Below are 26725 nucleotides of genomic sequence, written 5' to 3' on the forward strand. Positions count from 1 at the left end.
GAACTGGGAGTTTTCCCCTCAGAACTTGAAACTTCGACTTCAGAACTCGAAACTTCGACTTTAGAATTTGAAATTTCCACATCAGAACTCGAAACTTCGACTTTAGAATTTGAAACTTCAACTTCAGAACTCGAAACTTCAACTTCAGAACTCGACAGTTCCACCTTAGAAATTAAAACTTTAGCCTTAGAACTCGCAAGTTTGACTTCCGAAATCGAAATTTTGACTTCTGAGTTTGAAAGCTTGAATTCAGAACTTGAAACATTGACTCCAGAACTCCAAACTTTCACCATCTCCCCACACTCCACTCTTCCCCAATTTCACTTCCTCTTAGAACAACTACGTCAAAACGAACAGCACAACCTTCGCACAGTCTTGATTTTTGATCAATTTGAAGAATTTTTCTTGATTCACACTGAGTCAGAACCAAGGCGACAATTTTTTGAGTTTTTAGGAGAATGTCTGAAGATTTTGTCCGTCAAAGTCATTGTGTCGCTGCGGGAAAATTACTTACATCATTTGCTGGCGTATAATGATCTACCCGGCATGGAGATCATAAATAAAGATATTCTAAGTAAAAATATTCTCTATAAATTAGGGAACCTTTCACCTGGTGACGCTAAAACAGTTCTCGAATACTTAACCGCAGGTACTCGTTTTCAACTGGAACCTGCATTGTTAGAACAATTGATACAAGACTTAGCAGGAAAATTAGGTGAGGTGCGTCCAATAGATTTACAGATAATGGGCGTCCAATTACAAACAGAGAATATCACTACCTTGGCAGAATATCAGCAGTATGGTGATCAAGCACAAGAAAAGCTGATTCAGCATTATTTAAATGAAGTCATCGAAGACTGTGGGATAGAAAATCAGCAGTTAGCAAAACTGGTACTGTATTTACTCACAGATGAAAAAGGTAGTTGTCCCCTCAAAACTCGTACAGAATTAGAACAGGATTTACAGCAATATTTAATTAGAGATAGAAAAACAGAGAAATTTTTATTGGATTTGGTCTTACAGATATTAGTCAAATCCGGGATTGTGATCTTAGTGCAAGAAAACCCTTATGATCGCTATCAATTAACACATGATCATTTAGTTAATTTCATTCGTCAGCAACAACAACCAAAATTAAAACAGCTAACGGCGGCACAAGAAAGAAAAACAGGCTTGAAATCAGCGAGGAAAATCATTGTTGATCGTTTTTTCAAACAAATTCTCTTTGGTTCATTTGCCGCAGGATTTATATTTGCTGTGATGACAGTTATAGCTTTTGATGCTACTAGGCATAAGCATACTGAATTGAGTGAAATGTATCTGATTCAAGGTGAAAAATTAGCAAGAGAAGGCAACTTTGAAGATGCTGCTAACCACTTCCGCAAAGCCCAAAAATGGAATTCTGATTTAAAGTTTGATTCCAAAGCCAAAGCACAAGAGTTTATTAACAAAGCCAAAGCCGAACGCTTGTTTGTGGAAGGACAACAACGTTTGGAAACTAATGAACTAGAAAGCGCAGTAAGTAAGTTCCAAGAAGCACTAAAACTGGATACTCAAATCGGGCGGTTAGCAGCTCCAGTTTTAATTTATGAAGGAAACAAATTTATGAAACAGGGCAAGATAAAATTAGCTGCGATCGCTTATATCAATGCCCAAAATGTAGATCCAAAAGTAGAAATTTCTGCTGACGCCTGGAAAGAAATTTGCTTACAAGGTAGCTTAAAAAAACAAGCAGCAGATGTTATGCTAGCCTGTGAAAACGCTGTACAACTAGCTGCTGATAATCAAAAAATTCGAGTTGTACGTGGTCTTGCTAGAGCAATAACCGGCAACAAACAAGGAGCAATTGAAGACTTTGAAGCATATATCGCCGCAACAGATAGTAAAACAGGAAAATCAAAAGTAAGAGCTTGGATTAAAGCTTTACGCACTGGCAAAAACCCCTTTACAGATAAAAAATTGAAGAGATTACTAGGAGAAAATAAAGAGTAGTATTTAATTATAATTGTCAGTCAATACAAGTGTGCATCCCAATTTTGCATGAATAGCCAGGGATTTAAATCCCTGTCTGAAAGCTAAAGTCCTCTATAAGAGGACTGGGAAAATTCTTTAACAAGTATTTTTCAAAATTGGGATGCTCCCGTTAACAATTGCCTCAGAGAAAGCTATGGCGGAGCAAGCAAAGCAATTAATTGAGCGAGTAAAATTAGAAGAAACAGGTACACGGATAACTAACTTCTACAACAATTTTACTCACTCCAAACAACGTCTTAAAAACCTCTGGGGAATTTCTGAGGAAGCACCCCAGTGCATGTGAATATAAGAGGCGTGAAGATTGAGATGTGGTGAATTAGATCCCCATCCTTCACACCCTGTAAATTCTTCATTGTCAAAGCGATAAGTTTCAAATAGTGGCTGCTCAAAATTGGACATTAAATAGGAACGATGAAACTCATGTCCATAAACTGTTGTTCCTGCATTTACTAATAAACTATCTTGCAGAACAACAGCGCGGCGATATCCCAAAGTTAAACGTCCACTCATAACTGCGGTTGTAGGTAACACTCCCACCATCGACCAAGATTTACCTGCAAAATCGATAACTTGCTCACACAAATACATCAACCCGCCACACTCGGCAATTGTTGGCATTCCCGTCAGAATCGCTGTTTTAATTGCTGCTTTGGCATCAGTATTTTCAGCAAGGTTCTGGGCGAACACTTCTGGAAACCCACCACCAAAATACATACCTTGGACTCCTTCTGGTAGCTTAGGATCTTCTAAAGGACTCCAAAAAACCAACTCTGCACCCAGTTGTTGTAACAAGTCGAGATTGTCTTGGTAGTAAAAATTAAAAGCGCGATCGCGTGCCACAGCAATCTTTACAATAGACGAAAGACAAACAAGCAATTTATCCCCCCTGTCCTCCTTATCCCCCTTGTCCCCCCTGTCCCCCCTGTCCCTCTTGTCCCCCTTGTCCCCCTGTCCCTCTATTCTCAGCAACGGTAACAACCTCTCCCAATCAAAGCAAGTGTCACCCAAATCAGCAAATCGCTCAATTAAAGCATTGAGTTCGGGAAGTTCAACTGTGGGTACTAAACCGAGGTGACGATCAGGAATGGTAATGTTATCTTGGCGACGCAGTACACCAAGAATTGGTAATTGTAGGGGTGTAAGAGAATCTTTGAGTAATTGCAAGTGGCGATCGCTACCAACACGATTTAAGATTAATCCGGCTATTCTAATTCTGGGATCAAAAGAATTATAACCGTGAGCGATCGCAGCAACAGAACCAGACAAACGGCTACAATCAATCACTAATATTACAGGTAAATCTAACAGTCTTGCTATATGAGCAGTACTGGCATAATCAGTCATTTGTCCTATGTCATTGGTCATTTGTTCTTGGTGTTTTGCCAATGACAAATGACTACTGACTAATGACGAAACTCCATCAAACAACCCCATCACGCCCTCAATTAGGGCATAATCCATACCTTGGCTGTGACGAGTAAAACACTGTTGTACGTATGTTTCTGAAGTTAAAATCGGGTCTAAATTACGACAAGCACGTTTAGTTACATGCTGATGAAACATCGGATCTATATAATCCGGCCCTACTTTGAAAGATTGCACTTGGTGCGATCGCCGACACAAAGACGCCAGCAGGGTGAGTGTGACTGTTGTTTTACCCACCCCGCTACGTTCTCCTGCAATAATTAAAGCCATAGCAATTTTAGATTTTAGATTTTAGATTTTAGATTTTATACGCAATCCAAAATCGAAAATCTAAAATCCAAAATAGAATTACCCATTCCCTAATTTGAGTATTTGTCCTATGACTGCGAGACTTTCTTCAAACAGCGCTTCATTTCCCCAACGTTGTACCTGTTGACTCAACAAAACTTCGGCTTTCTGTTCAGAGAGTGAAGTTACTTGCTGGAATAATCCGGCAGATTGGGCGCCACCTTGGGTTTCCATCCGCATACAACCGCCAGTTTCCGTACAGATTACAGTACCACAGTTAGCTTGAGGATTGGTAGAACTTAAGCGTAAAGCAATCAAGTCCCCTGGAACTTCGCCTACATCAGCTACAGGGACTCCTGCTAATTCCGCTTCTACTTGCCGTTGGTTATCGGTGCTAAAGCTGACGCGGGTAATATCATAATCATCACTTTCTTTTTGATAAGAAACCGGACGCCAATTCAAACGACTTGCTAACCAACCTAAAAAGAGTAACGCCTGTGTGGAGTTACCTTTTTCGTAATCAATATTTACTCTGTCAATCTCAATCAAGGCGGCGCGACGCTGGGGTGGGTCGTAAGCTTCTGCTGTCAATTCTTGCCATCCAGAGAGGCGACGCCAGTTCAAGTCAGCTACAGGTACACCATTTTCCACTAATGCTTGTAGGCTGAGTAAATCTATTTCTGACTTATTAAAGTTGCAAGAATCTACAATCACATTATTGCATATTGCCGCCAAGCGTTTGAATAAACCGTTGTTGGCGTCAGGCGTGGCTTTCCACCACAAAAACTTAGGTAAACCGCCAATCGTCAATGCTGGGATCATACCACCAATCCGTTCTAAAGCGGTGGCGGTTCCAGTAAGGGTAATGTATTCACAACACACCAGACTGGTGGATGCGCCTTTTTGAATGGGACAGTAGGCAGAGACTTGTGCTTTGACACCTTCGTCTTCTCCGACTACTGGTAAAAGAGTAATAATCCGACAGGGGTTACGCAGAGCAATTTCGTCAGCAATTCTGGGACTTTTTGCATCTAAACCATAGGATGCAGACCCATTCTCTGTTGTCCCACTCTTGTAACGTTTAGCAACTTCTTCCCGCAACAGAGTCAAAGTTTCCTCGGTAGCTGTTCCAGTTTCTGTCAATCCGTACTTTTTCTGTAATTCTCGCAATGCTGCTTGGGTTTGCGGGCCAGGGATACCATCAATTGGCCCATTGTAAAATCCCAACGCAGCAAGTAAATGTTGGGTTTCTTCCGACTCATAAACCACCAAAGTAAATGTGGTTGCTCTTGTCGCTGCTGGAAGTGTACCATCTTCGCCAGCCATGCCATAACTTTGCCAAATTTGGCTGAGTTCCGCTTCAATATCTGTTAGCGAAACATCCTTGGGAGCCTGTAGTGAAAAAATAGTAGGAGCTTGGGGAGTCATAAGAATAATTTTGTCATTTGTCATTGGTTATTTGTCATTGGTCATTGGTCATTGGTCATTGGTTTTACTAATGACTAATGACTAATGACTAATGACTAATTTCTATAGTCTGCGCCAACGGCGACCATCTTGGTTAATCAATAATTCCGCTTCCACGGGTTCCCAGGTTCCAGCTTCATAGTGGGGAATGGTTGTTGGATCTGCGGGTGCATCCCACACAGAAAGAGCTGGCGTGACAACCTGCCAAGCAGCTTCTACTTCGTCTCCCCGTGTAAATAATGTTTGATCGCCCATCATACAATCTAAAAAGAGGCGATCGTAGGCATCAGAAGTTGCGGTGATGCCAAAGGAACCATAACTAAAGTCCATATCAACCGAACGAGTCCGGAAATCTGCCCCAGGCATTTTAACTTCAAACCGTAGAGAAATACCTTCATTCGGCTGAATCCGCATTGCTAAAATATTTGCATTCATCTGTTGCGCTGCGGATTGAAACATCCGAGAAGGAACTTCGCGGAAGTGGATAGAAATCTCGCTAACTTTTTTTGGCATTCGCTTACCAGTACGCAGGTAAAAGGGAACTCCTTGCCAGCGCCAGTTGTCAACCAGGAATTTCATCGCTACGTAAGTAGGTGTAGTTGAATTGGGATTGACTCCAGGTTCTTCTCTATACCCAGGTACTGGCTTACCTTTCATCCAGCCAGCGCTGTACTGTCCACGCACAGCCGAAAGATTTAAATTGTTGATATCTGCTAAACGTGTAGCTTGGAGTACTTTAACTTTTTCTGTACGGATACTATCTGCATCCATAGCGTTGGGAGCTTCCATTGCTGTCAAGCAATAAAGTTGCATCAAGTGATTTTGCAACATGTCCCGCAGTGCGCCGGAGCTTTCATAGTAGCCAGCCCGATCTTCTACTCCGACGGTTTCAGCTACGGTAATCTGGACGTGGTCAACAAAGCGACGATTCCATAATGGTTCAAAAATAGCATTAGCAAAGCGAAATACTAGCAAATTTTGAACTGTATCTTTACCTAAGTAATGGTCAATGCGGTAGACTTGCTGTTCTTTACAATATTTCTGCACTACTAAGTTCAGACTTTTAGCCGAAGCCAAATCTCGACCAAAGGGTTTTTCAATGACTAGACGATGTTTGTAGGGATCGTCCAGCATTCCCCCGGTTCCTAGTTGTTTAATTGCTTCTGCAAAGAAGTTGGGCGCCACAGAAAGGTAGAACATCCGGTTTCCTCGTGTTCCCCGTTTCTCGTCTAACTCATGCAAAAAAGTCTTGAGTTTATGGTAATCTTCGGGCTTATCGATATTACCAGAGCAGTAAAATAATCCTTGAGAAAAGTCCTGCCAGAGTTCCTCTGGACCAACACCGCCATGAACCTCTTCCATCCCTTTTCGCATTTGTTCGCGGAAGTATTCATGAGTCCAGTCCCGACGTGCTACGCCAACGATGGTTGTCTCTGGTGGAATGCGTCTCTCGCGTCTTAATTTATATAGTGATGGCACAAGTTTGCGCCAAGTAAGGTCTCCAGAAGCACCAAAGATAACTATAATCTGGGGTTCGGCCATCCCTTGTTGTTGTAGACCGACCCGCAAAGGATTTTCTAGCAGACTGACCATAGGAATGAATTTTGAATTTTAGGTTTGAGATGTTGGATCGGGGATCGGGGATCGGGGATCGGGGATCGGGGATCGGGGAAGGTGGGGCCCCCTCTGGGGATAAGGGGTAACGGGGATTGGGGATTGGGGATCGGGGATTGGGGATTGGGGATTGGGGATCGGTTATTCTCCCTTGTCTCCCAGCTCCCAGCTCCCAGCTCCCTGCTCTCTGCTTCCTTGTCTTCCTTGTCCTCCTTGTCTCCCTACACTTCCTCCACACCCCACACTCCCCACTCTCCCTTGTTTCCCTTGTCCATTATTCTTATACTGGCGACAACTGCTTGACTTTGTTTTCTAAAGAATCCATTAAGGATTGGAAGGGCTTGACAAATTTGTCGATTCCTTCTGTTAGCAGTTCGTCCATCACTGCGTTGATGTCGATGTTCACGTCTGGATCTTTGAGATTTTCGATCAGGTTGTAAGCCTCATCTACGTCTGTTTCCACTCGGTTAGCGACATCGCAGTGATCAGCACAAGCTTCGATGGTTGCTGGTGGTAAGGTGTTAACGGTGTCCTGACCAATCAACTCATCAACATACATGACGTCGCTGTATTGGGGGTCTTTGGTGCTGGTGCTAGCCCACAGCAAGCGCTGCACTTTTGCACCTTTGGCTGCCAATTCTTGCCAACGATCGCTTTGTACAATCTTTTTATATTCCTGATAAGCAATCTTTGCATTAGCGATCGCTACTTTTCCTTTAATTGCTTTTAGCTTGGCTTCAACGTTGAGATCGTCAACGCCTTTGGCTAGCTTGGCATCAATTTTACCGTCAATGTTGCTGTCAATCCGACTGAGGAAGAAGCTAGCTACAGATGCAATTTTGCTGATATCTTTACCTTCTGCTGCTCGTTTTTCTAAGCCGCGAATATAAGCCCAAGCTGTGTTAATGTAGCTTTCTACAGAGAACAGCAGCGTGATATTGACATTAATCCCTTCGGATATTACCTGCTCAACTGCTGGCAAACCGGGTTCTGTGCCAGGAATTTTGATCATGACATTTTCCCGACCAATTTCTTGAAAGTAACGACGAGCCTCAGCAATTGTAGCTTCGGTGTCATGAGCAATTGTTGGTGGTACTTCTATGCTGACGTAACCATCCAACCCATTTGAGGCTTCGTAAACAGGGCGCAGAATGTCGCAAGCATCACGGATATCTTGAAATACCAGTGACTCATAAATTTTGTAAGTTGGCAATCCTGCTTTAATTCCAGTTTCGATATCTTGGTCATAAATAGCATTACCAGCGATCGCTTTTTCAAAAATAGTTGGATTGGAAGTAATGCCACAAATACCTTTATTTTCCACCAAATCTTTCAATTCACCAGACTTAATAATGTCACGAGTCAAATTATCCATCCAAATACTTTGACCGTAATTTTTGATCTCTAATAAATGATTTGTCGTCATATTTTTTCCCTCCTGCTTATTCTCTTTGCTAGAGAAATTTTCAAACCTAGTAAGTTGTTAGTTGTTAATTGTTGCTGATTTCCCGCTAACACCTTACGGGCTAACGACCGTTAGCCCCTACTAACCATTAACTTTTACTACTACTAATGGCCGTTTTGAATAAAAGACTCTACCTTTGCTACATCCTCTCTACTACCAATAATTAGAGGTGTACGTTGATGTAGTTTCTTTGGTACCACGTCCAAAATGTTCTCATGTCCGGTTGTTGCTCGACCACCTGCTTGCTCGATCAAAAAAGCAAGGGGAGCTGTTTCATAAAGTAAGCGTAGTTTACCTTCTGGCTTTTGAGCGGTTCCAGGATAGAGAAACACACCACCTTGAATTAATACTCTATGGACATCGCTAACCATTGCCCCACTGTAACGAGCGCTATAACCTTCTGTACGATGAACGTAACGGATATATTCCCGAATTGATTCATCCCATTGCCAAAAGTTGCCCTCGTTCACACTATACACCGGACCATGGGCAGGAATCTGAATATTTTCTTCAGTGAGGATAAACTCTCCTAAACTAGGGTCAAGGGTAAAGGAATGAACGCCCCTTCCTATAGTATAGACCAGCATCGTACTAGGACCATACAGGATGTATCCAGCAGCGATTTGTTTACGTCCCGTTGCAAGCAAATCTTTTGCTGTACCATCAACATCTTCTCCTTCCTGTTGACGAATTGAGAAGATGGAACCCAAACTCAAATTAATATCAGTGTTAGATGAACCATCAATGGGATCATATAGCAAAGTGTAGCGGCCAATGGGACAGTTTTCGGGAATATAGTAGGGATTTTCCATTTCTTCAGAAGCCAAGCGACATACTAACCCGCTTTGCTTAAATACTGCGATAAATACGTCATTGGCGTAGACATCCATTTTTTTCACAGATTCGCCCTGGACGTTAGTCTCGCCTGTAAAGCCGAGAACACCTTCCATTAAACCAGCGCGACTGAGGTGACGAGCAATGAGTTTGCCAGCCAAGCCAATACGATTCATCAGCGCACTTAAATCTTGTGCTTGTGGCGAAAAAGTCTGGAGTTGTTGCAGGACGTGACGGGATAAAGTAGTACAATCACGATCTAAGCTGCGGTTAGCTGTAGCATCTTTAATGGACTGCTCTAAAGATTCTGCTGCTTTCGTCATTATCTTTGTCCTCCATAGCAATTAGCTATTTGTTGGGTTGATCCCGTGCCTTGCAACTTGTGGTTGCTGCCTCTATCTTAGAAAGTTAATTTGACAATTCAGAGGTGACTTTAGACAAACTAAAGAAATCAACCTTTTATCATGCTCAATTAAAGTTGTTTGCTTACTTGAGATGATTTTTTCAGGCAAATCTACCTAGTCTTACAAGTAATCAAAATTTATTCGCTATGCACCAGCCATTAGTAATAATGACCAATAATTCCTTATTCAGTGGGGGACTTACGGCGATTTAGCTAAACTCTTAATCAAACAGCAATAGCCAACTAGTGGCTAACTTACCTGGAAGTCACAACTAGCTGGCTATTTAGCTGCTATTTAATTTTTGATCGATTCACTACGTTTTGGTTACTTGCGGTAACTTATAACTTGCCTAAAAAGTAAGCAATTTGCTATTATTATCTTTCGTCAGTTTTAAAAGATATATATTACCTTTTCGCCCAACTGCCTCGTCGGTTATCCTCCCTTGGTCTTGCCTTGTTGACTTTGAGTTGACGGCCCATCCATTCAGCACCATCTAATTCTGTAATCGCTGCATCCTCTTGGGCATCATCATCCATTTCAACAAAAGCAAACCCGCGCAGTCTACCCGTATCGCGGTCGGTCGGTAACACAACTCTTTTAACCTGGCCGTATTCGGCAAAAACAGCCTTTAAATCGTCTTCGGTAGCGCTGTAGGAGAGATTTCCAACGTAAATAGTCATTTGGATCACGTAAGTCTCAACTCGAGGCGATAAATTCAGCTAATTAGTAAAGTTAACAAGAAACGAAAATACTTTCGTCTGGTCTAACATTTAGGCTGAATTTTTCGCGTACGCCTCATATGATAACCGATCTTGACATTTTTTAAAGTGTGAGATTTTACAAACACCTTTAACTTCAAATTAGTCTCTCTTATATGTGGAGTTTGATTGATGATAAGGTGAATCTTTGAAAGATTTATTCATGCTATTTCTACCAAATATACCTATTTGTGCAGATGCGGGATTTGCCAATTTAGGAATACGTGATTCACAAAAAAATAATAACCATTTGTGAACATATGTTCTTTCTCTCAGAATTGCTACGCGATCGCACCCAATCCTAAAAGTATATTCAACTATTATTTCTCAAAGGAATTAGCTTAAGCGAGTTTGGGGAAAGATGGGGACGGACACTAAAGCGTCCTACGCATTGAGGCGGCTGAAATGTCGGAACCTGTGTCCGACATTTCAGCCGCCGTCCCCACGGCTGAAGCTCGTGGGCTTTCTGCTTCTATTGCTGTAATTTCATTTTTGCTTTATTCAATAGCTATTGATTGAGGACCACTAGATCTACCATTCGTTTGTTCAACGCTAGAAGCTGTATGAACATTTGGGTCAGTTTGTTGATCAAGCCAACTTTTAACAGGGTCATCAGCAAGATTTAGTCGCAGTACCCCAGAGAAAAAACCACCCATGAATGATACTGGGTGCTGGGCAAATTGTTGAAAAATAGGCGTTAGTTCATCCAAAAACATAATTATAGTCTCCTAAATTACCTAGATGAGTCTCAAAATTGGTGAATTTTATTCATCGTAGTGTGTGCGAGGAAGTTTGTTAGAAAGAAATGCTTCACTAAACTAAGAAGAAGAAAATCAATCTAAATGATTCCTTCTTCCTAGTTTCTACATTAATGTGAGTCCGATAAATATTATCAGACTAAGCAATCAACTCGCCCGCAAGCCCCTTAAAACTACAGGAAGTGGGTTTTTGCTATTAGCTCCAAATTGATTTGAGGGCGGGATGTTAGGCTAATCAAACCCATCGAATTCACGTTAAATTAACTAATTAATTGGGATTTACTTCAGGCATCATGCATTTATCTGAATCACAACCTGCGGGTCCTACTTCGATTAATTCACCGAAATCATAATGACTCAATGCTGTGTGAAAATCATTCGTTTTACGACGTACTATGACTTCTTGCATCAGTTTTTCGTACTGATCCTTTGTAATTGGTTCAAAGGGCAAGCGTGGAAAAGTTTGATGATCATCAAATCGCGCTAAAAGAGCTGCACTGATATAACCTTCATCATCACGAATAGTTTCGTATATACGACTTCCCAAAGCTTCTACTTCTTGCTCTCGCAGTTCAATTGTAGCAGATGTGTTATGGGTCACATAAAATTTCTGCACCTGCATATAGAAATCCATCTGAGATAAAGCGCTAAATTTACTAATGTCAACTTCATCAGCGCCTGATAAATCAGCCCAAGGAACAGCCACAGGAATTTCTACTAACCACTCACTGACTCTAGAATCAAAGGGGTCATTTAATAAATTCCCCTGTTCATCTTTATCAGATTGAGAAGGTATGACATTGTAACCATAGTCAATACATGCTAAAGCTACTGGATCATTTTTACGGAAAGTGATTCTGCGAATAAATCTTTGGGCTTTGGGGGGGTGCCATCCTGGAGAAGCACTAGTCAACAAAGATTTTGTACCACTAGGCTGAACAGTGGTGCAACGATTTGGACGTTTAAGATTATGCTTGGAGCAATAATCCCAAACTACCTGATGCACAATATTTTTCCAGGTACTCAAGTATTTTTGTTCTTCATGTTTAAACGCCAATCCTTGAGCAGTGTTTGGTCTTCCTTCAGCCCACCAATATAACCAATCAACCCCAAAAGCATGAACAAAGAAATCAAATAAACCAGTAAAAGAAACTCCGACAATCGGGTCAAGTTCACGGCTGTATTGATAGCGTGGCTCTTGGAATTTGTGATGCAAAAGAGCAGCTACAGATAATGCACCTGCGGTGAAGGCTTCTTCCTGTTCTTTATAGTTAAATGGATCAATTTGATTGAGATGGATTTCTGATAAATTACAGTGGAAGTTAGCACCAATAATCTCCAGTTTTGTTACCCTAAAGGCTTTTTATCCTCTAGTTCTACAGGTTCTATAATTCCCTGTAGCTCGGCATACATTTTCTACCATTTGGTAGCCAGGGACTCTTGGAGACATTATTGCTCTCTTAACGCTCAGTCTCTATGCTCTACGGTGTCTGGTGATTTTCCAGATTACCACGGGATTGGCAGGTTCATCTGCTAATGATTCCTGTTCTCAGCCTTCCCCGTTTTTCCCCAGTTTTTTACGTGAGGCAAGTATTATCAAATACCACACGGATTTAAACCATATCTACTCAAACGATGTTCTAATTCTTGAGCATCAATATCTGGGTGACGTTGTTGTATCCATTCTTTGGCTTTTCCTTGCTCATAAGCTTGCAAAAATTCAGTTTTCAATTCTGGTATATTTAGCAGATCACAGTTAGCTCTGGCTACAGCTTCACCAGCCCATTGAATTGCACCTTCGCCACTGTAGTATTGTTTGCGAACAGCATCAACACATTCTTCTAATGTTGGCTTACGGTGAAAAACTCTGGTGTGGTTTGCCATTCGCAGTGAATCCCGTTCTGGATCAATACGCCAGTTGCCGTTTTCATCCTGATGCCAAAGGTTTGCTTTCGCATCAGCAAACAAATTATCACTGCTATAACCTTGACGTATTCCCGCACTTCTTCGGATATTGCCTGCAACAATTGTTACAGCAGCTTCATCGATCAACAAACAGCATTCTACTGAATTTAATTGACGCCCAATTGCTTTATTAAGGATAGAAGCGCAGCGCTGGTACAGTCCAGGCAGTTTTACAGGATTGGCAACTCCTCCAAAGCCATTAAGAACTTCTCCGGCTTGACGCACATCACTGATATCAACTATTACTTGAATTTCCTGAGTCAATCTTTCATCTGTAGAGAGTTCTAGTAAACTCTGATATGATTGCACCCAGCCTTGACGGCTGTCTCCGACATGGATGATAACGCGGTTAGCATTTGTATCTATTTTGACTTCTGTCAATTCATGCCGTTCTAGACGGGGAGTAAAACCAATTTCTCCCTGTACAGTTACATTTAAACGATTACGAATTGGGGGCAATTGGTTGATGTATTTTGGTTCTAAAATTGCTCCAGTACCACAGCCCATCATTGCCAAATCCATCATCAAACCAAAAGCACTCCAGTCTTGGAGGTTGGTAGAAGTACAATTGTAAGCCCCAGAAAAATTCTGTGGCTTGGCTATCCAGTCTGTACCACCAACCCACAGCCAGCGCCCACTGGGTAATGCTTTCAAGTTACGCTGCATCCGTTCGAGAATGTCAGCCTCTTGTGGTTGTAGTTTCCCTAAACTGATTAAACCTCCCAAAGTGCGATCGCACACCTGTTCCCATGTTTCTCTTGTTTGTGCCTCTCTACGACGGCTGTAAGTTCTAAAAAACACTGGGTTAGCAGCTGGGGCTGTTTCTGGAAAGTTTGCACTCTGGCGTTTTCGTTCAAGCTCTCGAACCATAAATCAAGCCTTGTTGGTCTCTCATCAGATTATGACTATACGTTAACTAGCCTCAAGGGTCAAAGCTTGAAAAAAGTATCAGTTTACGGTAAATTTATATCTACAACTACCCAGTAATCTTGTAAGCTTAATCGTATCTTACATATATAAAATTAAAATAATTTATACTTATTCATATCACGTATTATATTTAGGTATTCAGACACATTAATTTTGGATTTATATAATATAACTTTTTTCAATTTTATTAATAAATTAGGTGATTTACAATTATTTACTGGTGTTGAAAAAGTTAATGATATTGCTCAATACGGTTCAGTTAGTATTTTTTAGTTAAATGGACGATGTTTAAAGACTTACCATGATACATATCTATATTTGCTTAAACACAAAGGTTTTGGCGTGGTTTGAACTATATTGAATTATTGATTACTTTCAATTTATGTATAAGATTATTAAATAATTATAAAAAATAAAAAAATCTGATTTCGCGAAATCAGATTTTTTAAATTTAAAATATTACTAATTTATTCGCAAAAAACATTGAAGACAAGAAAATACTAAGTAATTTTTAGGAACCCATATCTGATTGATCAAGATATTTTTATTACACATTCAATCTTGAGCATAAAATAAGAAATAATTTTGCTGAGAAGCTAATTTCAATATGTTTAAGATAATTGAATATTTCAGATAGCAATATTTTTGACTATATTCAGCAAAAATTCGGCTTTGAGCAAGATTTGATCAAAAAATAATATTTTTGATAAATTGAAATAATTCTATGTAATTCATTATATATTTCTAATGGAATATATAAATTAAAGGATATATAATCCCTCTTCTGCCAAGAGTCAGAAAATAAACTATGTGCAGACTCTGACAATAGGCGTTTGTCAGATGCCATTAGTTAGACATATACTATGACCAGAAATGCTTGATTATCTTACCAGCACTAGTATTTATGGACTTACATGAATCGCAGTGCGATCGCAAAGAGTTGATGAAACAAATACATTTTGACAACTTGTTTAGTGAGATAATTAGATCGTGAGGAAAAGAACGGAAGCACGTTGAAATTTCAAGGGGGAAATATGAAAAGTAAAATATTGGCAGCTTTAACCTTAGCAGCTCCCCTGTTCTTTACTGGTGCAGTTAGCGCCAACAATCCGCAGCAAGTACAAAAGCTGTTATCAACTGGGGAATGTATACAGTGTAATCTATCAGGAGCAAACCTCAGTGGTGCTCACCTAATTGGTGCTGACTTAAGAGGTGCAAATCTTCAAGGAGCTAACTTGGAAGGAGCAAATCTCGAAGGTGCCGATCTTACGGGTGCAAACTTGGCAGGTGCTAATTTAGAATCAGCATTTGCAACCAATGTTAATTTCAAAAATGCCAATCTCAACGGCGTCAATTTCACCAGTGCCACGATTTTAGATTCTAATGTCCATGGCGCATCAATGAATAACCTCAACATCACTAATGCTGAAATATACAATACAGGAATCGGTATTGGTGGTGACAGCGCGGATATTCCTGATTGGGACTAAAGGAATACCAAAAAAGAAATTATTCAATATTTCGTAGGTGCATTACCAAACAATCTCTGATTTTATTGCTGGTGCGTTAGGCGTTTTGCTAAAACGCACCGTAAGATTTGAAGAATTTTTAAGGAATTTTTCGCATAAGTTATACAGCATTTGAACCCAGTTAAAGTGACGTGAGCTTCCAAAGAACAGCATTCGTTATATCTTAAGAGAAACTGTCTAGTTTGCTAGTAGACTTGAGCTATAAGCCAGCAATTTATTTGAGGGCGAGTAGGTTGCTTGGTCTGATAATATTTATCGAACCCACTTAAAGTGGGTTTTCGCTATTAGCCCGCACTTAAGTCGCGGGCTATATTTTGGTAAAAATAAATACTTTGTTAAACTCACATGATATTTTGGAGATAGTAGGTAGCTAATTTAGTATTTTCCTATATACGTACAGCCACCATTACCACAAATAATTTTAAAAGTCTAGGCTGTGTGAATACATAAAAATTTTTATTAAGTCTTAATATCAATCTTACTATCAACATTAAGAATAACAGCTTAAGATTGCCTAAATATCAGGTAAAATCGGCATTTAGACTTGTATAAATAAGGGATGAACTTATTAGTGCATGATTTGTACTTGAATGAGTACGATCATAAGCAGCTTACCAGTCTGAATGCTAGCCCACCAAATGGGCAAAATTGGTAAGAGCAAAACTTGAACTTTAGTTCAAGGCACATGTCTATATGTGTAAAGTGATGTGTTAGTGCATCGCCGACTCAACAGCCTTTTGGTTGTAATTGTCCCGATCAAAGTAACTCAACTGTCACAATCATGGGAGCGGAAATGCAAGAACCGGAAGTAGTAGAAACAAAGTCTCCAGAGGCAATAGTGCCAGAAATGAACAACCAAACAGGAACCATTACAAAAATCCAGCCTACTGCACAAACTCAAGACCAATGGTTAAAGTATGGAGAAGTCGCTTCTAGCTTTTTAGCGACACTACCTGAATACTTGGGAACCTTCTTTAACAAGTACAAACAGCCCCTGGTTACTATTGGTTTAATTGTGGGAGCAATTGTCGCTGTTAAAGTTGTCTTGGCGATTCTGGATGCTTTAAATGATATTCCTTTAGTAGCACCGACTTTTGAATTAATTGGTATTGGCTACTCTGCATGGTTTATCTACCGTTATTTACTCAAAGCTTCTACCAGGCAAGAATTAACCAGTGAAATTGCAACTCTCAAATCACAAGTGGTGGGTAAAGACGCCTAAAACTGAGTAATTCAGTACCCAAGCGCGATGGCGCAGTAGCGCCCGCCGCCGGCGATCGCATTATTGGTACGCCACAAATTGCTGCTGGATCTCGCCTCCTCCCAAGTGGTCAAGTAGATTCTTACCAACACTTGGCCACTTGTGTCATCACATTTAATTAGACGCTTTGACAATGTATTCAGATTCAATTGCGTCTAGTCTTCCCGTTCGCACCAAAGCTTGATAAACCATAGCGGCTACCTCAGCACGGGTAGCTTCTTTATTTGGATTTAGCGTTTTGGGATTGGGGTAGTTGACTACAAGATCATTGACTGTGGCTGCTGCTATTTTGTTGTTAGCATACTTAGGGATTACTTTTGCATCCCTGTAAAAACTTAATATTTGAGTTGGGGAATCAGGAACATTTAAATTCATACCACTAGTAAGGGCAACCAATACCTGTACCCGTGGAATTCTTTGCTGTGGTCTAAAAACTTTGTTAGGGTAGCCTTTCAAAAATCCTGTACCAATAGCTTGATCAATAGCTGAGTTCGCCCAAAATTGAACTGGTACATCCTTAAAAGCGATCGCACTCTTAGTTTTGCCAACTTCTTTCCCAAATGCTTGTTCCACAATCGCTGCAAATTCAGCCCGCGTTACAGGCTGATTTGGTCTAAAAGTGTAATCTTCATAGCCCTTAATAATATTTCGAGAGGAAAGCGCATCAATAAAACGACGCGCCCAAAAATCGCCAGGTACATCAGTAAATGCGATCGGTGGGGGAATTGTTGATTTTTGCTCAGGAATGACTAGTGGGATCGTTTTGTTGGTAATAAAAGGTGGTGAAGATGGTTGTTGTTGAGGTAAAGTATTAAAGTTAACACTAGGAGATGGTGTTACTACAGGTAACTTATCCTCAACAGATGTAGATGATTGCTGGCGAGATTCGACATTAGGAGCAGTTTGCTTAGGTGGAGTACTAGGAGAAGTTACCGAACTAGAGTCAGGTGACAACAAGCTGTTGAAGTTCCATCCAGATTCCTTACGAGAAAATGACCAAAACAAAATTGCCCCGATAGTAGCAAAGGCAACAAGAATACCAATAAATTCATCAAAGCCGAGGGCATTTGTTTGAGATGACTTAGGATCGGGAGGCGTGTCTGTCATCGATGATTATCCTTGATTGTTGGTTGTTAATTGTTGGTTATTGGCTGGTCTTTTTTTATTACCAATTACTTGCTTCCCGTAATAACCACTAACTACTATCTACTATTTACTCTCTACTAACAAAGTTTCTTATAAAACTCGTAACAAGCTGGGAATGCTGTGTATTGCTGCTAAAGTCTGAATTTCTGCCAAAGCTTGTCGAAAATCTCCTTCTCGGACATCGTGGGTAACAACAACAATTTCTGCTAAATCTCCTTGAAAGCCTGTTTGAACAACTGATTCTAAGCTGACACCGTATTTACCAAAGCAAGTGCCTAATTTACCAATTACTCCTGGTTGGTCTTGAGTGAGAAAACGGGTATAGAATCTGCTAACAAGTTCTTCTGGTGGTGTAATTTCGCAGTAGTCTTGATGTCCACAAGTCAATAGAGGATTGGGTGTGGTTGTACTGGCTTGTAGTGCTGCTACTAAATTTAAAATGTCAGATGAGACAGCGCTAGCAGTCGCACCTGCACCCGCACCTGGGCCAAAAAACATTACCTGTCCAATCGGTTCTCCTTCCACAAGGATGGCATTATAAACACCGTTGATACTAGCTAGGGGATGTGCTTTGGGAACTAGGGTGGGGTGAACTCTAACGGAGATGGGGTGATTGGGGGATGGAGTGATGGAGGAAGAATTAACTGTTTTAGCTATTGCCAATAATTTAATGACAAACCCTAATTTATCCGCATAGGCTATGTCTGTTTTGCTGATTTGGCGAATACCTTCACAATAGACATTTTGCAGTTTGATGCGTCCACCAAAGGCTAATGAGGCCAGAATAGCAATTTTGTCTGCGGCATCCAAGCCATCAATATCGGCTGTCGGATCGGCTTCTGCATAACCCAATTTTTGAGCATCAGCTAAGACATCATTAAAACTGCTGCCTTCAGTTTGCATCCGTGTCAGGATATAGTTGGTCGTACCGTTGACAATACCTGTAACAGTATGAATCCGGTTAACGCTCAAAGATTGCTTCAGGGGTTGAATCACCGGGATACCACCACCAACAGCAGCCTCTAGCATGACATAAACACCAGCTTTATTGGCAGCTGTAAAGATTTCATCTCCAAAACGGGAAATTACTGCTTTGTTAGCAGTCACAACGTGTTTGCCATTTTCAATAGCTTTGAGAATTAGCGATCGCGCTGGTTCGAGTCCACCAATGACTTCGACGACTATATCTATCTGCGGATCATTGACAATTGCTTCCAAATCTGTTGTTAATACAGCATCTGGGACTTTGACCGCGCGGGGTTTATCGAGCGATCGCACTCCCACCTGGTGTATTTCTATATCTCGCAACAACGGGTGACGTCCGACACTATCTTGCAAAAGTTGCACCGTACCCGTACCTACCGTACCCAAACCTAGTATTCCCAGCTTTACGCCCACGAATCTTATACCAAATTTCACCAACAATAATTCAATAATAATTGTAGGGTGAGCATTGCCCACCCTACAATTATTACTTAGTCAATTGTCCTACTCTACCTTGAAGCCTATGAGCGCGTCTATGTCATTTGTCTTTTGTCACTAATGACCAATGACAATTGTACAGACGCGAGGAACATCGCGTCTCTACCAATGACTAAAATTAATATGTTTCAACGTGCCAGCGACCAGCTTTCTTAATTTCTTTCTGGTAGTCGCTCCAATTAACACCCTCTTTCGCTGCTGCTGCTGAAAGTGCTGCATCAATGCCATCTTCCATACCACGCAAACCGCAAATGTAGGTGTGGGTTTTTTCGTTCTTAATCAAACTCCACAGTTCATCTGCATGTTCAGCAACGCGGTCTTGAATGTACATTCTGCCGCCTTGGGGGTTTTTCTGTTCGCGGCTAATGGCGTATGTCAAGCGGAAGTTATCAGGATACTTCCCTTGCATTTCTTCCAATTCTTCTTTATAAAGAATATTTGGAGTTGTGGGAACACCAAAAATCAGCCATGAGAAACCTTTGAACTGGTATTCTGGGTTAGCAGCTTTTTCGGCATCCTTAAACATCCGCCACAGATAGGCACGCATAGGGGCAATACCTGTTCCTGTTGCCATCATAATTACGTTGGCATCTTCGTCTGCGGGTAGTAACATTTCCTTACCCACTGGGCCTGTGATTTTCACATCATCTCCAGGCTTGAGGTTACATAGGTAAGTAGAGCAGACTCCGTAGACTGTTTCGCCACTTTCTGGATGCTTGTACTCCAATTGACGAACGCACAGCGATACAGTTTTGTCGTCTACATCATCGCCGTGACGAGTCGAGGCGATGGAGTACAGTCTCAATTTTTCTGGTTTACCATTCTTATCCAGTCCTGGCGGAATAATACCAATACTTTGACCTTCTATGTAACGCAAATTTCCGCCAGAGAGGTCGAACTTGAGATGCTGAACGATACCAATACCGTTTTCTCCTACTAATGCTTCATTGGAAATACATTTACCAATGTAAGGTGCATTCGGACGGTAAAGATTGACAGGAACGTCAGCGTGGGCATCTTTTTTAGCTTTCGCTTGAGTCATGGTCTTGCCTTTCGTCTCATTCTTCTGGGGCTGTTGCTGGACTGGTGGTTCAGCATTCACAGGTGTGGCATTACCATTTCCTTCGTAAGCAGATTCAGCAGATGTGGCTTTACCATTTGTTTGCTGTAAAACACTCACTGGTTGTATGCTAACTATTCTGCCACCCAGGCGAGTAATACGTCGCATTTCCTGATTCATGCGGCTGTAAGGCACTTTGATGAACACACTGCCACTGTTACGAATTTGATGGTTCGTCTGATCAGTTTCTTCGCTCTGACGTAGACCAACCACTTCGTAAACGAAAACACGGCTACCTGATTCTGTGTTGGCAGCTCCTTCAACAGTACCTCTGTAGTACATTCGTTCTACCACTCCGATATTTACTTAACCTGTTCTCACAAAAAACCCTTTCACCACAGATGCTGTTCTTTGAATTACCAAATTTTGGTTACAAAAAACTAACACTGGGAAAAGCAGCATCAGCCAATGCCTTGTTACGTAGACTCACCAAAGATACTAAGGCATGGTAATAGTCACACCTGTTCACCTTCTAAGGTAGAGGATAAGTTCTTTGGAGAATGTTAATAATGAGTCAATTTAATTTTTTTTTCGTGATATGGCATCGCTACAACTTGACACTCTCACCGCCAAAGCTCAAGGTTGGCGCGAGATTCCTGATTCAACGAGCGATGCTTTTAGTGCAAGCACTACGAGTCTTACTCGCTCTCCACAGGCTTAAAATCCCGTATGTCTTACGGTACTGTAATACTTTGTTTACTTACTCACCAGTTATGCCGCTTAGTTTTTACGACTACAGGTATTTTCGGTAAACTATTGGCATTTTACCACAGTCCCTGCATGCAATTCATCTTACGGCCATAGAGCAATCTTGACAGTGAGATAATTTTCGCAAGAAGGATAACTCTGTTTGACAATTTTTAATATTATCGAGTTTTGCTTGTTCTCTAATAAAAATTTGAAAAAGGTAAAAAACTACTTTAAAAATCAGATTATACCCTATAGACTTGAATTAACAGAGTCATAAACTGCAATCCGATCATACCATAACGCTCTTAAGAGCTAGCATTTTGCTGCCACATAGAATAAAAATTCCAAACCCATGATTTCTGGGGTTGTGACTTAAACTTTAGTGGTTGGGGATTGACTAGACAAAACTGAACAACCCTTCTCACTCACGTTCGGAGTTGTTGCGACTATTTTCAGTATTGTTGCGAAAAACCGAACGTGAGTGAGAATCCACCCCAAAAATATAGTTGGCCAAGCCAACAAACCACGCATGGTTGTTCAGTTTTGTTCAGTAAAAATGAAGCGGCTGTACAGCTAGTGTTTCGGGAGTTTTCGTGATTGCTAAACATTCACAACCATGATTTGAAAAACGCAATTTCTTGCTGTTAGCAAGCCTTGTATAGAGTAACCCCTTCTGTTAGAATCCAATATATCACTAGGATTAAATACTTACCAGCAACAACTTAGACAATAAAAACGGGTAACAATTATTACTGTTAAGCTTACCCGTTGTATTTCTATTTGTGCTGTTAAGTAGCAAGAACGCAGGATAAACCAAAGGGGTAAGCTCTTGGCTTGATTTCTTGTAGGTGTGAAAAATTATTGATTGACTCATCTTTAGCATTTAGAGGAGATTTATGAGTAATAAACCAGAACGAGTGGTACTAATTGGAGTAGCCGGAGACTCTGGATGTGGTAAATCTACGTTTTTGCGTCGTCTGACAGATTTATTCGGTGAGGAGTTGATGACAGTTATCTGTTTGGATGACTATCATTGTTTGGATCGCAAGCAGCGTAAAGAAACAGGTATAACCGCACTTGACCCCAGAGCCAACAATTTTGACCTGATGTACGAGCAAATTAAAGCGCTCAAAGAAGGTCAATCGGTCATGAAACCTATTTATAATCACGAAACCGGCGCTATCGATCCACCGGAACACATAGAGCCGAATCATATTCTAGTGGTTGAGGGGCTACATCCTTTATATGATGAACGTGTGCGATCGCTAATTGACTTCAGTGTCTATTTTGATATTAGTGATGAAGTTAAAATTGCTTGGAAGATCCAGCGAGACATGGCTGAACGTGGTCATCGTTATGAAGATGTTTTAGCTCAAATCAATTCTCGCAAACCTGATTTTCAGAAGTACATTGAACCACAAAGAGAATTTGCTGATGTAGTTCTTCAGGTATTACCTACCAACCTCATCAAAGAGGATAAAGAGCGTAAAGTTCTGCGGGTACGGATGCTACAACGTGAGGGTAAAGAAGGCTTTGAACCAGTTTATCTGTTCGATGAAGGCTCTACAATCCAGTGGACTCCCTGTGGACGCAAACTGACTTGTTCCTATCCTGGTATGCAACTGTACTACGGTTCAGATGTGTACTACGGTCGCTACGTTTCTGTTTTAGAGGTAGATGGTCAGTTTGACAATCTCGAAGAAGTGATTTACATCGAAACTCACCTCAGCAAAACATCTACTAAGTATCAAGGTGAGATGACTCACTTGTTACTCCAGCACCGCGAGTATCCTGGTTCCAACAATGGTACAGGTTTGTTCCAAGTGCTAACAGGATTAAAAATGCGCGCCGCCTACGAGCGTTTAACAGCAAAGGAAGCCAAAATGGCCGTTCAAGTTTAAAAAAACAGTATTTGTGTCAAATATCTAAGGGACACCAAGAGTGTCCCTTTTTTTATAACTAGAAATATTGTTATGATTGCAGATTGAGTAGCTAGATTAAATGTTGTCATTTAGTCAGCAAACTCACATTGTTTTGGAGGAATTAAATTTGTCTAAACGCTATCTATTTACCTCCGAGTCAGTGACCGAAGGTCATCCAGATAAAATTTGTGATCAGATTTCTGATGCAATTCTAGATACCTTGCTCACACAAGACCCGACTAGTCGTGTGGCTGCGGAAGTTGTGGTTAACACTGGTTTGGTATTGATCACTGGTGAAATCACTACTAAAGCAAGTGTTAATTACGTCAATGTCGCTCGCAATAAAATAGCAGAAATTGGCTACACCGATGCTATTAATGGCTTCTGCTCCAACAGCTGCTCAGTCCTGGTAGCTTTGGATGAGCAATCGCCTGATATAGCTCAAGGCGTAAATGTTGCCCATGAAGCTCGTCAGGATAGCGAGGAACAATTCGATAAAGTTGGTGCTGGCGACCAAGGTATTATGTTCGGTTTCGCTTGTAATGAAACACCAGAACTGATGCCTTTGCCAATCAGCCTTTCTCATCGTATTGCCCGCCGACTAGCAGCAGTTCGCAAAACAGGTCAACTATCCTACCTGCGTCCTGATGGCAAAACTCAGGTAAGTGTGGCTTACCAAGATGGACGTCCTATAGGTATTGATACTATCCTGATTTCCACACAGCACACACCTACCATTGGTGATATCACCAATGAGGTAGAAGTGCAAGCCCAAATCAAAAAAGACCTCTGGTCAGCAGTGGTTGAACCTGTGTTTGGTGACTTAGAAATCAAGCCAGATGAAAATACCCGCTTTTTAGTTAACCCCACTGGTAAATTTGTCATTGGTGGACCACAAGGAGACTCCGGTCTAACTGGACGTAAAATCATTGTCGATACCTATGGTGGTTACTCCCGACATGGTGGTGGAGCCTTTTCTGGTAAAGACCCCACTAAAGTAGACCGTAGTGCTGCCTATGCTTGTCGCTATGCGGCAAAAAATATTGTAGCCGCCGGTCTAGCAGAAAAGTGTGAAGTCCAGCTTAGTTATGCCATTGGTGTAGCACGACCAGTGAGCATTTTGGTGGAGACTTTTGGCACTGGTAAAGTTGATGATGAAACCTTGCTGCAACTAATTACAGATCATTTTGAACTGCGTCCAGCTGGGATTATCCATTCCTTTAACTTACGCAACCTACCAAGTGAACGAGGCGGACGTTTTTATCAGGACGTCGCAGCTTACGGTCACTTCGGTCGGACAGATTTAGATCTGCCTTGGGAGCGTACTGATAAGGCAGAATTGTTGAAACAAGCACTCAACAAACAACCTTCAACTGCTGCGATCGCTTAATTTAAAACCAGAGTTAGGAGCCAAAAGTAAAAACTATGGCTCCTAATTTTTTGTTATCCCCTATTCCTGATATTTGTATAAAATTCATCAATATAAAAACTGCTTAAATACCATCAGAGTAAGACTAATTATAATATTGAGCGAATATTAGTTCTTGCTATAAAGGAAGATAAGATTAGGTGAGAGTCACTGATGTCAGTGATTTCATGCCTAAACTAATTTGCTAATTTTGGCGGATGGATAAGAAGATTTGAGGGATATAAACTCATAAGCCAACCGCTGTTGACAATAGTTTACAAACAACAAAAGTGTCAGCCAACGAACCCTCAACCGATGAACTACCAACTATCGAATTTCCCTCGCGAGGGAAACTCAAAGCTAGTTCTTGGCGCATCCATCAAAAAATAGGCTATGGTTACTTTCTGGCAATTGGGATTGGGTTTTTTGGTTCACTTGCTGGATTGTTTGTTGCGAACTTTTACCGAGGACAACAAATCAAGGAATTAGATCACGCCCATTACCAGACGCAAATGCTGGTAAATTACAAAGATGCGATCGCAGATGCACAAATCCAGAGTACGAATTTGCCTGCTGTTGTGGAAGATCCCGAAAGACTAGCCTACAGAAGAGACAAATTTCTGGAAAATATTGAAAAAACCAAAAAAATAGAAAATCAAATTATGGCTTTTCTGGAAAGCAAGCCTAGAAACCTAGCAACCAGTGAAGCTTCTTTACAGACTTTATTACAAAATTACGCGACTAATTTAGACTCCTACGTTCAAGATATTGAGTCTATATTAGAACCAATTAATAACCAGCAAATATCACAACAACAAGCATCCATAGTCCAGAACCAATTATTAGCTGTGATGCGCGGTGAAACAGCTGCGCGCCTAGATCAACTATACAAATATTTGAATGATCTCCTGCAAAGCGCTGAACAAGTAGAAGAGAGGATGAAAAATGACGTCAGCCAGTCTAAAGGAATTGAAAGATCAATAGTCATAGCTAGTATGCTCTTGTCAGTCGGAGTGGCCGCTGTTGTGGCTTGGCGTACTTCGCGAGCGATCGCCGAACCAGTGATCACAGTTACTCAAGTCGCGGAACAAGTCGCACGGAAATCAAATTTCGACTTGCGAGCGCCTATCACCACTGAAGATGAAATAGGTTTACTAGCAAAATCACTGAATCGTCTTATTGGTCAAGTATCAAAACACACTAAAGAACTTGAGCAAGCCAAAGAATTAGCAGAAGGAGCAAATAAAGCCAAAAGTCAATTTTTGGCAAATATTAGTCACGAACTACGTACACCCTTAAATGCAATTATTGGCTTGAGTCAACTACTTCAGGATGACGCTGCTGATACCAGCTTAGGAGAAGAGTTTATTAATGACTTGGAATCTATAAACTCTGCTGGTAGGCATCTTTTGTTACTGATTAACGACATTCTAGACTTATCAAAAATTGAAGCAGGGAAAATGACTTTTTACCCAGAGACATTTGACCTGATGACATTAATCAATAGTGTTGTTTTAACAGTAAAACCGCTAGTAGAAAAAAATGCTAATGTCCTAGAAGTCGATTATGAGCAAGAATTGGGCATCATGCACACTGATCAGACCAAGCTCAGGCAGGTACTTTACAACTTGCTCAGTAACGCCGCTAAATTTACTACCAACGGTAAAGTGGTACTAAATGTCAAAAGAGAAAAAGTTTACAAATCCCGCGAAGAAGCCGTCGAAATCATAATCTTTACTGTAACTGACACAGGCATTGGAATGTCTTTACAGCAACAACAGCAGTTATTTCAACCCTTTACACAAGGGGACGCCTCAACTACGAAAAAGTATGGTGGGACTGGACTGGGGTTAGCGATTAGCCGTCACTTTTGTTTGATGATGGGCGGTGAAATTTTTGTCAAGAGTGAGCAGGGAATAGGGTCGATTTTCACCGTACGTTTACCAATGATTGCTAATGGGTAGGGATCGAGAATTAAGCATGAATTCAGTTAACAGTTAACAGTTAACGTTTATCTACAAAATTATTTTCAAACTTCTACTATTACTTACCAGTCAGGCTTTTATCAAGCTACACTATGTCGATTATGCATGATTTGAATTTATAGCAAAATTTCGTTTATATCTTCGGTAATCTCTGTTTTTCTTGTATTTGAGTGAGCAAAAGATTTATGCGAAATATGCATAGATTGCAAAAAATTCAAGATTTGCCAACTACTAAAAGAA

At 40.9% G+C, this 26725-nt stretch carries 16 protein-coding genes and 2 pseudogenes; 6 read left to right on the forward strand and 12 right to left on the reverse strand.

Annotated features, from left to right (window positions below; genetic code table 11):
• Positions 1-1992, forward strand: a 1992-nt coding sequence (locus tag B4U84_RS24890) for an nSTAND1 domain-containing NTPase (protein ID WP_131121055.1), incomplete at its 5' end; no start/stop codon positions are given.
• Positions 1993-2253: 261 nt separating this feature from the next.
• On the opposite strand, the gene B4U84_RS24895 is transcribed toward B4U84_RS24890, so the two are convergent.
• The 9 genes and pseudogenes from B4U84_RS24895 to B4U84_RS24945 all read right to left on the reverse strand — a co-directional run.
• Positions 2254-3729, reverse strand: coding sequence for a cobyrinic acid a,c-diamide synthase CobB (locus B4U84_RS24895; RefSeq protein ID WP_131120883.1), 1476 nt, complete (start codon positions 3727-3729; stop codon positions 2254-2256).
• 78 nt (positions 3730-3807) lie between these two features.
• A complete protein-coding gene (opcA, locus tag B4U84_RS24900; RefSeq protein ID WP_131121056.1) occupies positions 3808-5175 on the reverse strand; it encodes a glucose-6-phosphate dehydrogenase assembly protein OpcA in 1368 nt (455 codons plus the stop codon).
• Between the two features lie 102 nt (positions 5176-5277).
• Positions 5278-6807 (reverse strand): glucose-6-phosphate dehydrogenase, encoded by a 1530-nt coding sequence (gene zwf / locus B4U84_RS24905; RefSeq protein ID WP_131120884.1) that lies wholly within the window; start codon positions 6805-6807, stop codon positions 5278-5280.
• Positions 6808-7108: 301 nt separating this feature from the next.
• Complete coding sequence (gene tal, locus B4U84_RS24920) at positions 7109-8254, reverse strand: transaldolase (RefSeq protein WP_017312098.1); 1146 nt, start codon at positions 8252-8254, stop codon at positions 7109-7111.
• Between the two features lie 143 nt (positions 8255-8397).
• The gene (gene fbp, locus B4U84_RS24925) at positions 8398-9450 is read right to left on the reverse strand and encodes a class 1 fructose-bisphosphatase (protein ID WP_017312097.1); all 1053 of its coding nucleotides are present in this window, start codon (positions 9448-9450) and stop codon (positions 8398-8400) included.
• 485 nt (positions 9451-9935) lie between these two features.
• Positions 9936-10211, reverse strand: a complete 276-nt coding sequence (gene rbp / locus B4U84_RS24930) for an RNA-binding regulator (RefSeq protein ID WP_017312096.1) — start codon at positions 10209-10211, stop codon at positions 9936-9938.
• A gap of 575 nt (positions 10212-10786) precedes the next feature.
• Positions 10787-11005 carry a ssl0294 family protein gene (locus B4U84_RS24935; RefSeq protein WP_017312095.1) on the reverse strand — a complete coding sequence of 73 codons (219 nt, stop codon included), beginning with the start codon at positions 11003-11005 and terminating at the stop codon, positions 10787-10789.
• A 310-nt stretch (positions 11006-11315) separates the two neighbouring features.
• A pseudogene (gene nrdJ / locus B4U84_RS24940) lies at positions 11316-12386 on the reverse strand (ribonucleoside-triphosphate reductase, adenosylcobalamin-dependent); the annotation flags it as partial.
• A 263-nt stretch (positions 12387-12649) separates the two neighbouring features.
• A pseudogene (locus B4U84_RS24945) lies at positions 12650-13882 on the reverse strand (glycyl radical enzyme family protein); the annotation flags it as partial.
• A gap of 1094 nt (positions 13883-14976) precedes the next feature.
• On the opposite strand from B4U84_RS24945, the gene B4U84_RS24950 reads away from it, so the two are divergent.
• Together B4U84_RS24950 and B4U84_RS24955 are read left to right on the forward strand one after the other, a co-directional pair.
• Positions 14977-15432: a pentapeptide repeat-containing protein gene (locus B4U84_RS24950; RefSeq protein ID WP_131120886.1), complete on the forward strand. Its 456-nt coding sequence runs from the start codon at positions 14977-14979 to the stop codon at positions 15430-15432.
• A gap of 820 nt (positions 15433-16252) precedes the next feature.
• Positions 16253-16693 (forward strand): CAAD domain-containing protein, encoded by a 441-nt coding sequence (locus B4U84_RS24955; protein WP_017312092.1) that lies wholly within the window; start codon positions 16253-16255, stop codon positions 16691-16693.
• Positions 16694-16846: 153 nt separating this feature from the next.
• On the opposite strand, the gene B4U84_RS24960 is transcribed toward B4U84_RS24955, so the two are convergent.
• The 3 genes from B4U84_RS24960 to cpcD/petH form a co-directional block, all read right to left on the reverse strand.
• Positions 16847-17839 carry an S-layer homology domain-containing protein gene (locus tag B4U84_RS24960; RefSeq protein WP_131120887.1) on the reverse strand — a complete coding sequence of 331 codons (993 nt, stop codon included), beginning with the start codon at positions 17837-17839 and terminating at the stop codon, positions 16847-16849.
• 129 nt (positions 17840-17968) lie between these two features.
• The gene (locus B4U84_RS24965; protein WP_131120888.1) at positions 17969-19276 is read right to left on the reverse strand and encodes a homoserine dehydrogenase; all 1308 of its coding nucleotides are present in this window, start codon (positions 19274-19276) and stop codon (positions 17969-17971) included.
• Positions 19277-19478: 202 nt separating this feature from the next.
• Positions 19479-20762, reverse strand: a complete 1284-nt coding sequence (gene cpcD/petH / locus B4U84_RS24970; protein ID WP_017312089.1) for a bifunctional rod-capping linker CpcD/ferredoxin--NADP reductase PetH — start codon at positions 20760-20762, stop codon at positions 19479-19481.
• Between the two features lie 1304 nt (positions 20763-22066).
• On the opposite strand from cpcD/petH, the gene B4U84_RS24975 reads away from it, so the two are divergent.
• The 3 genes from B4U84_RS24975 to B4U84_RS24985 all read left to right on the forward strand — a co-directional run bounded on the left by B4U84_RS24975 (position 22067) and on the right by B4U84_RS24985 (position 26464).
• A complete protein-coding gene (locus B4U84_RS24975; protein WP_017312088.1) occupies positions 22067-23071 on the forward strand; it encodes a phosphoribulokinase in 1005 nt (334 codons plus the stop codon).
• 148 nt (positions 23072-23219) lie between these two features.
• Entirely contained in the window at positions 23220-24482 is a 1263-nt protein-coding gene (gene metK, locus B4U84_RS24980) for a methionine adenosyltransferase (protein ID WP_131120889.1), read from the forward strand.
• A 308-nt stretch (positions 24483-24790) separates the two neighbouring features.
• A complete protein-coding gene (locus tag B4U84_RS24985; RefSeq protein WP_131120890.1) occupies positions 24791-26464 on the forward strand; it encodes a sensor histidine kinase in 1674 nt (557 codons plus the stop codon).
• The last annotated feature ends 261 nt before the right edge of the window (positions 26465-26725 follow it).

It is taken from the genome of Westiellopsis prolifica IICB1 (assembly GCF_004323185.1).
Lineage (GTDB): Bacteria > Cyanobacteriota > Cyanobacteriia > Cyanobacteriales > Nostocaceae > Pelatocladus > Pelatocladus prolificus_A.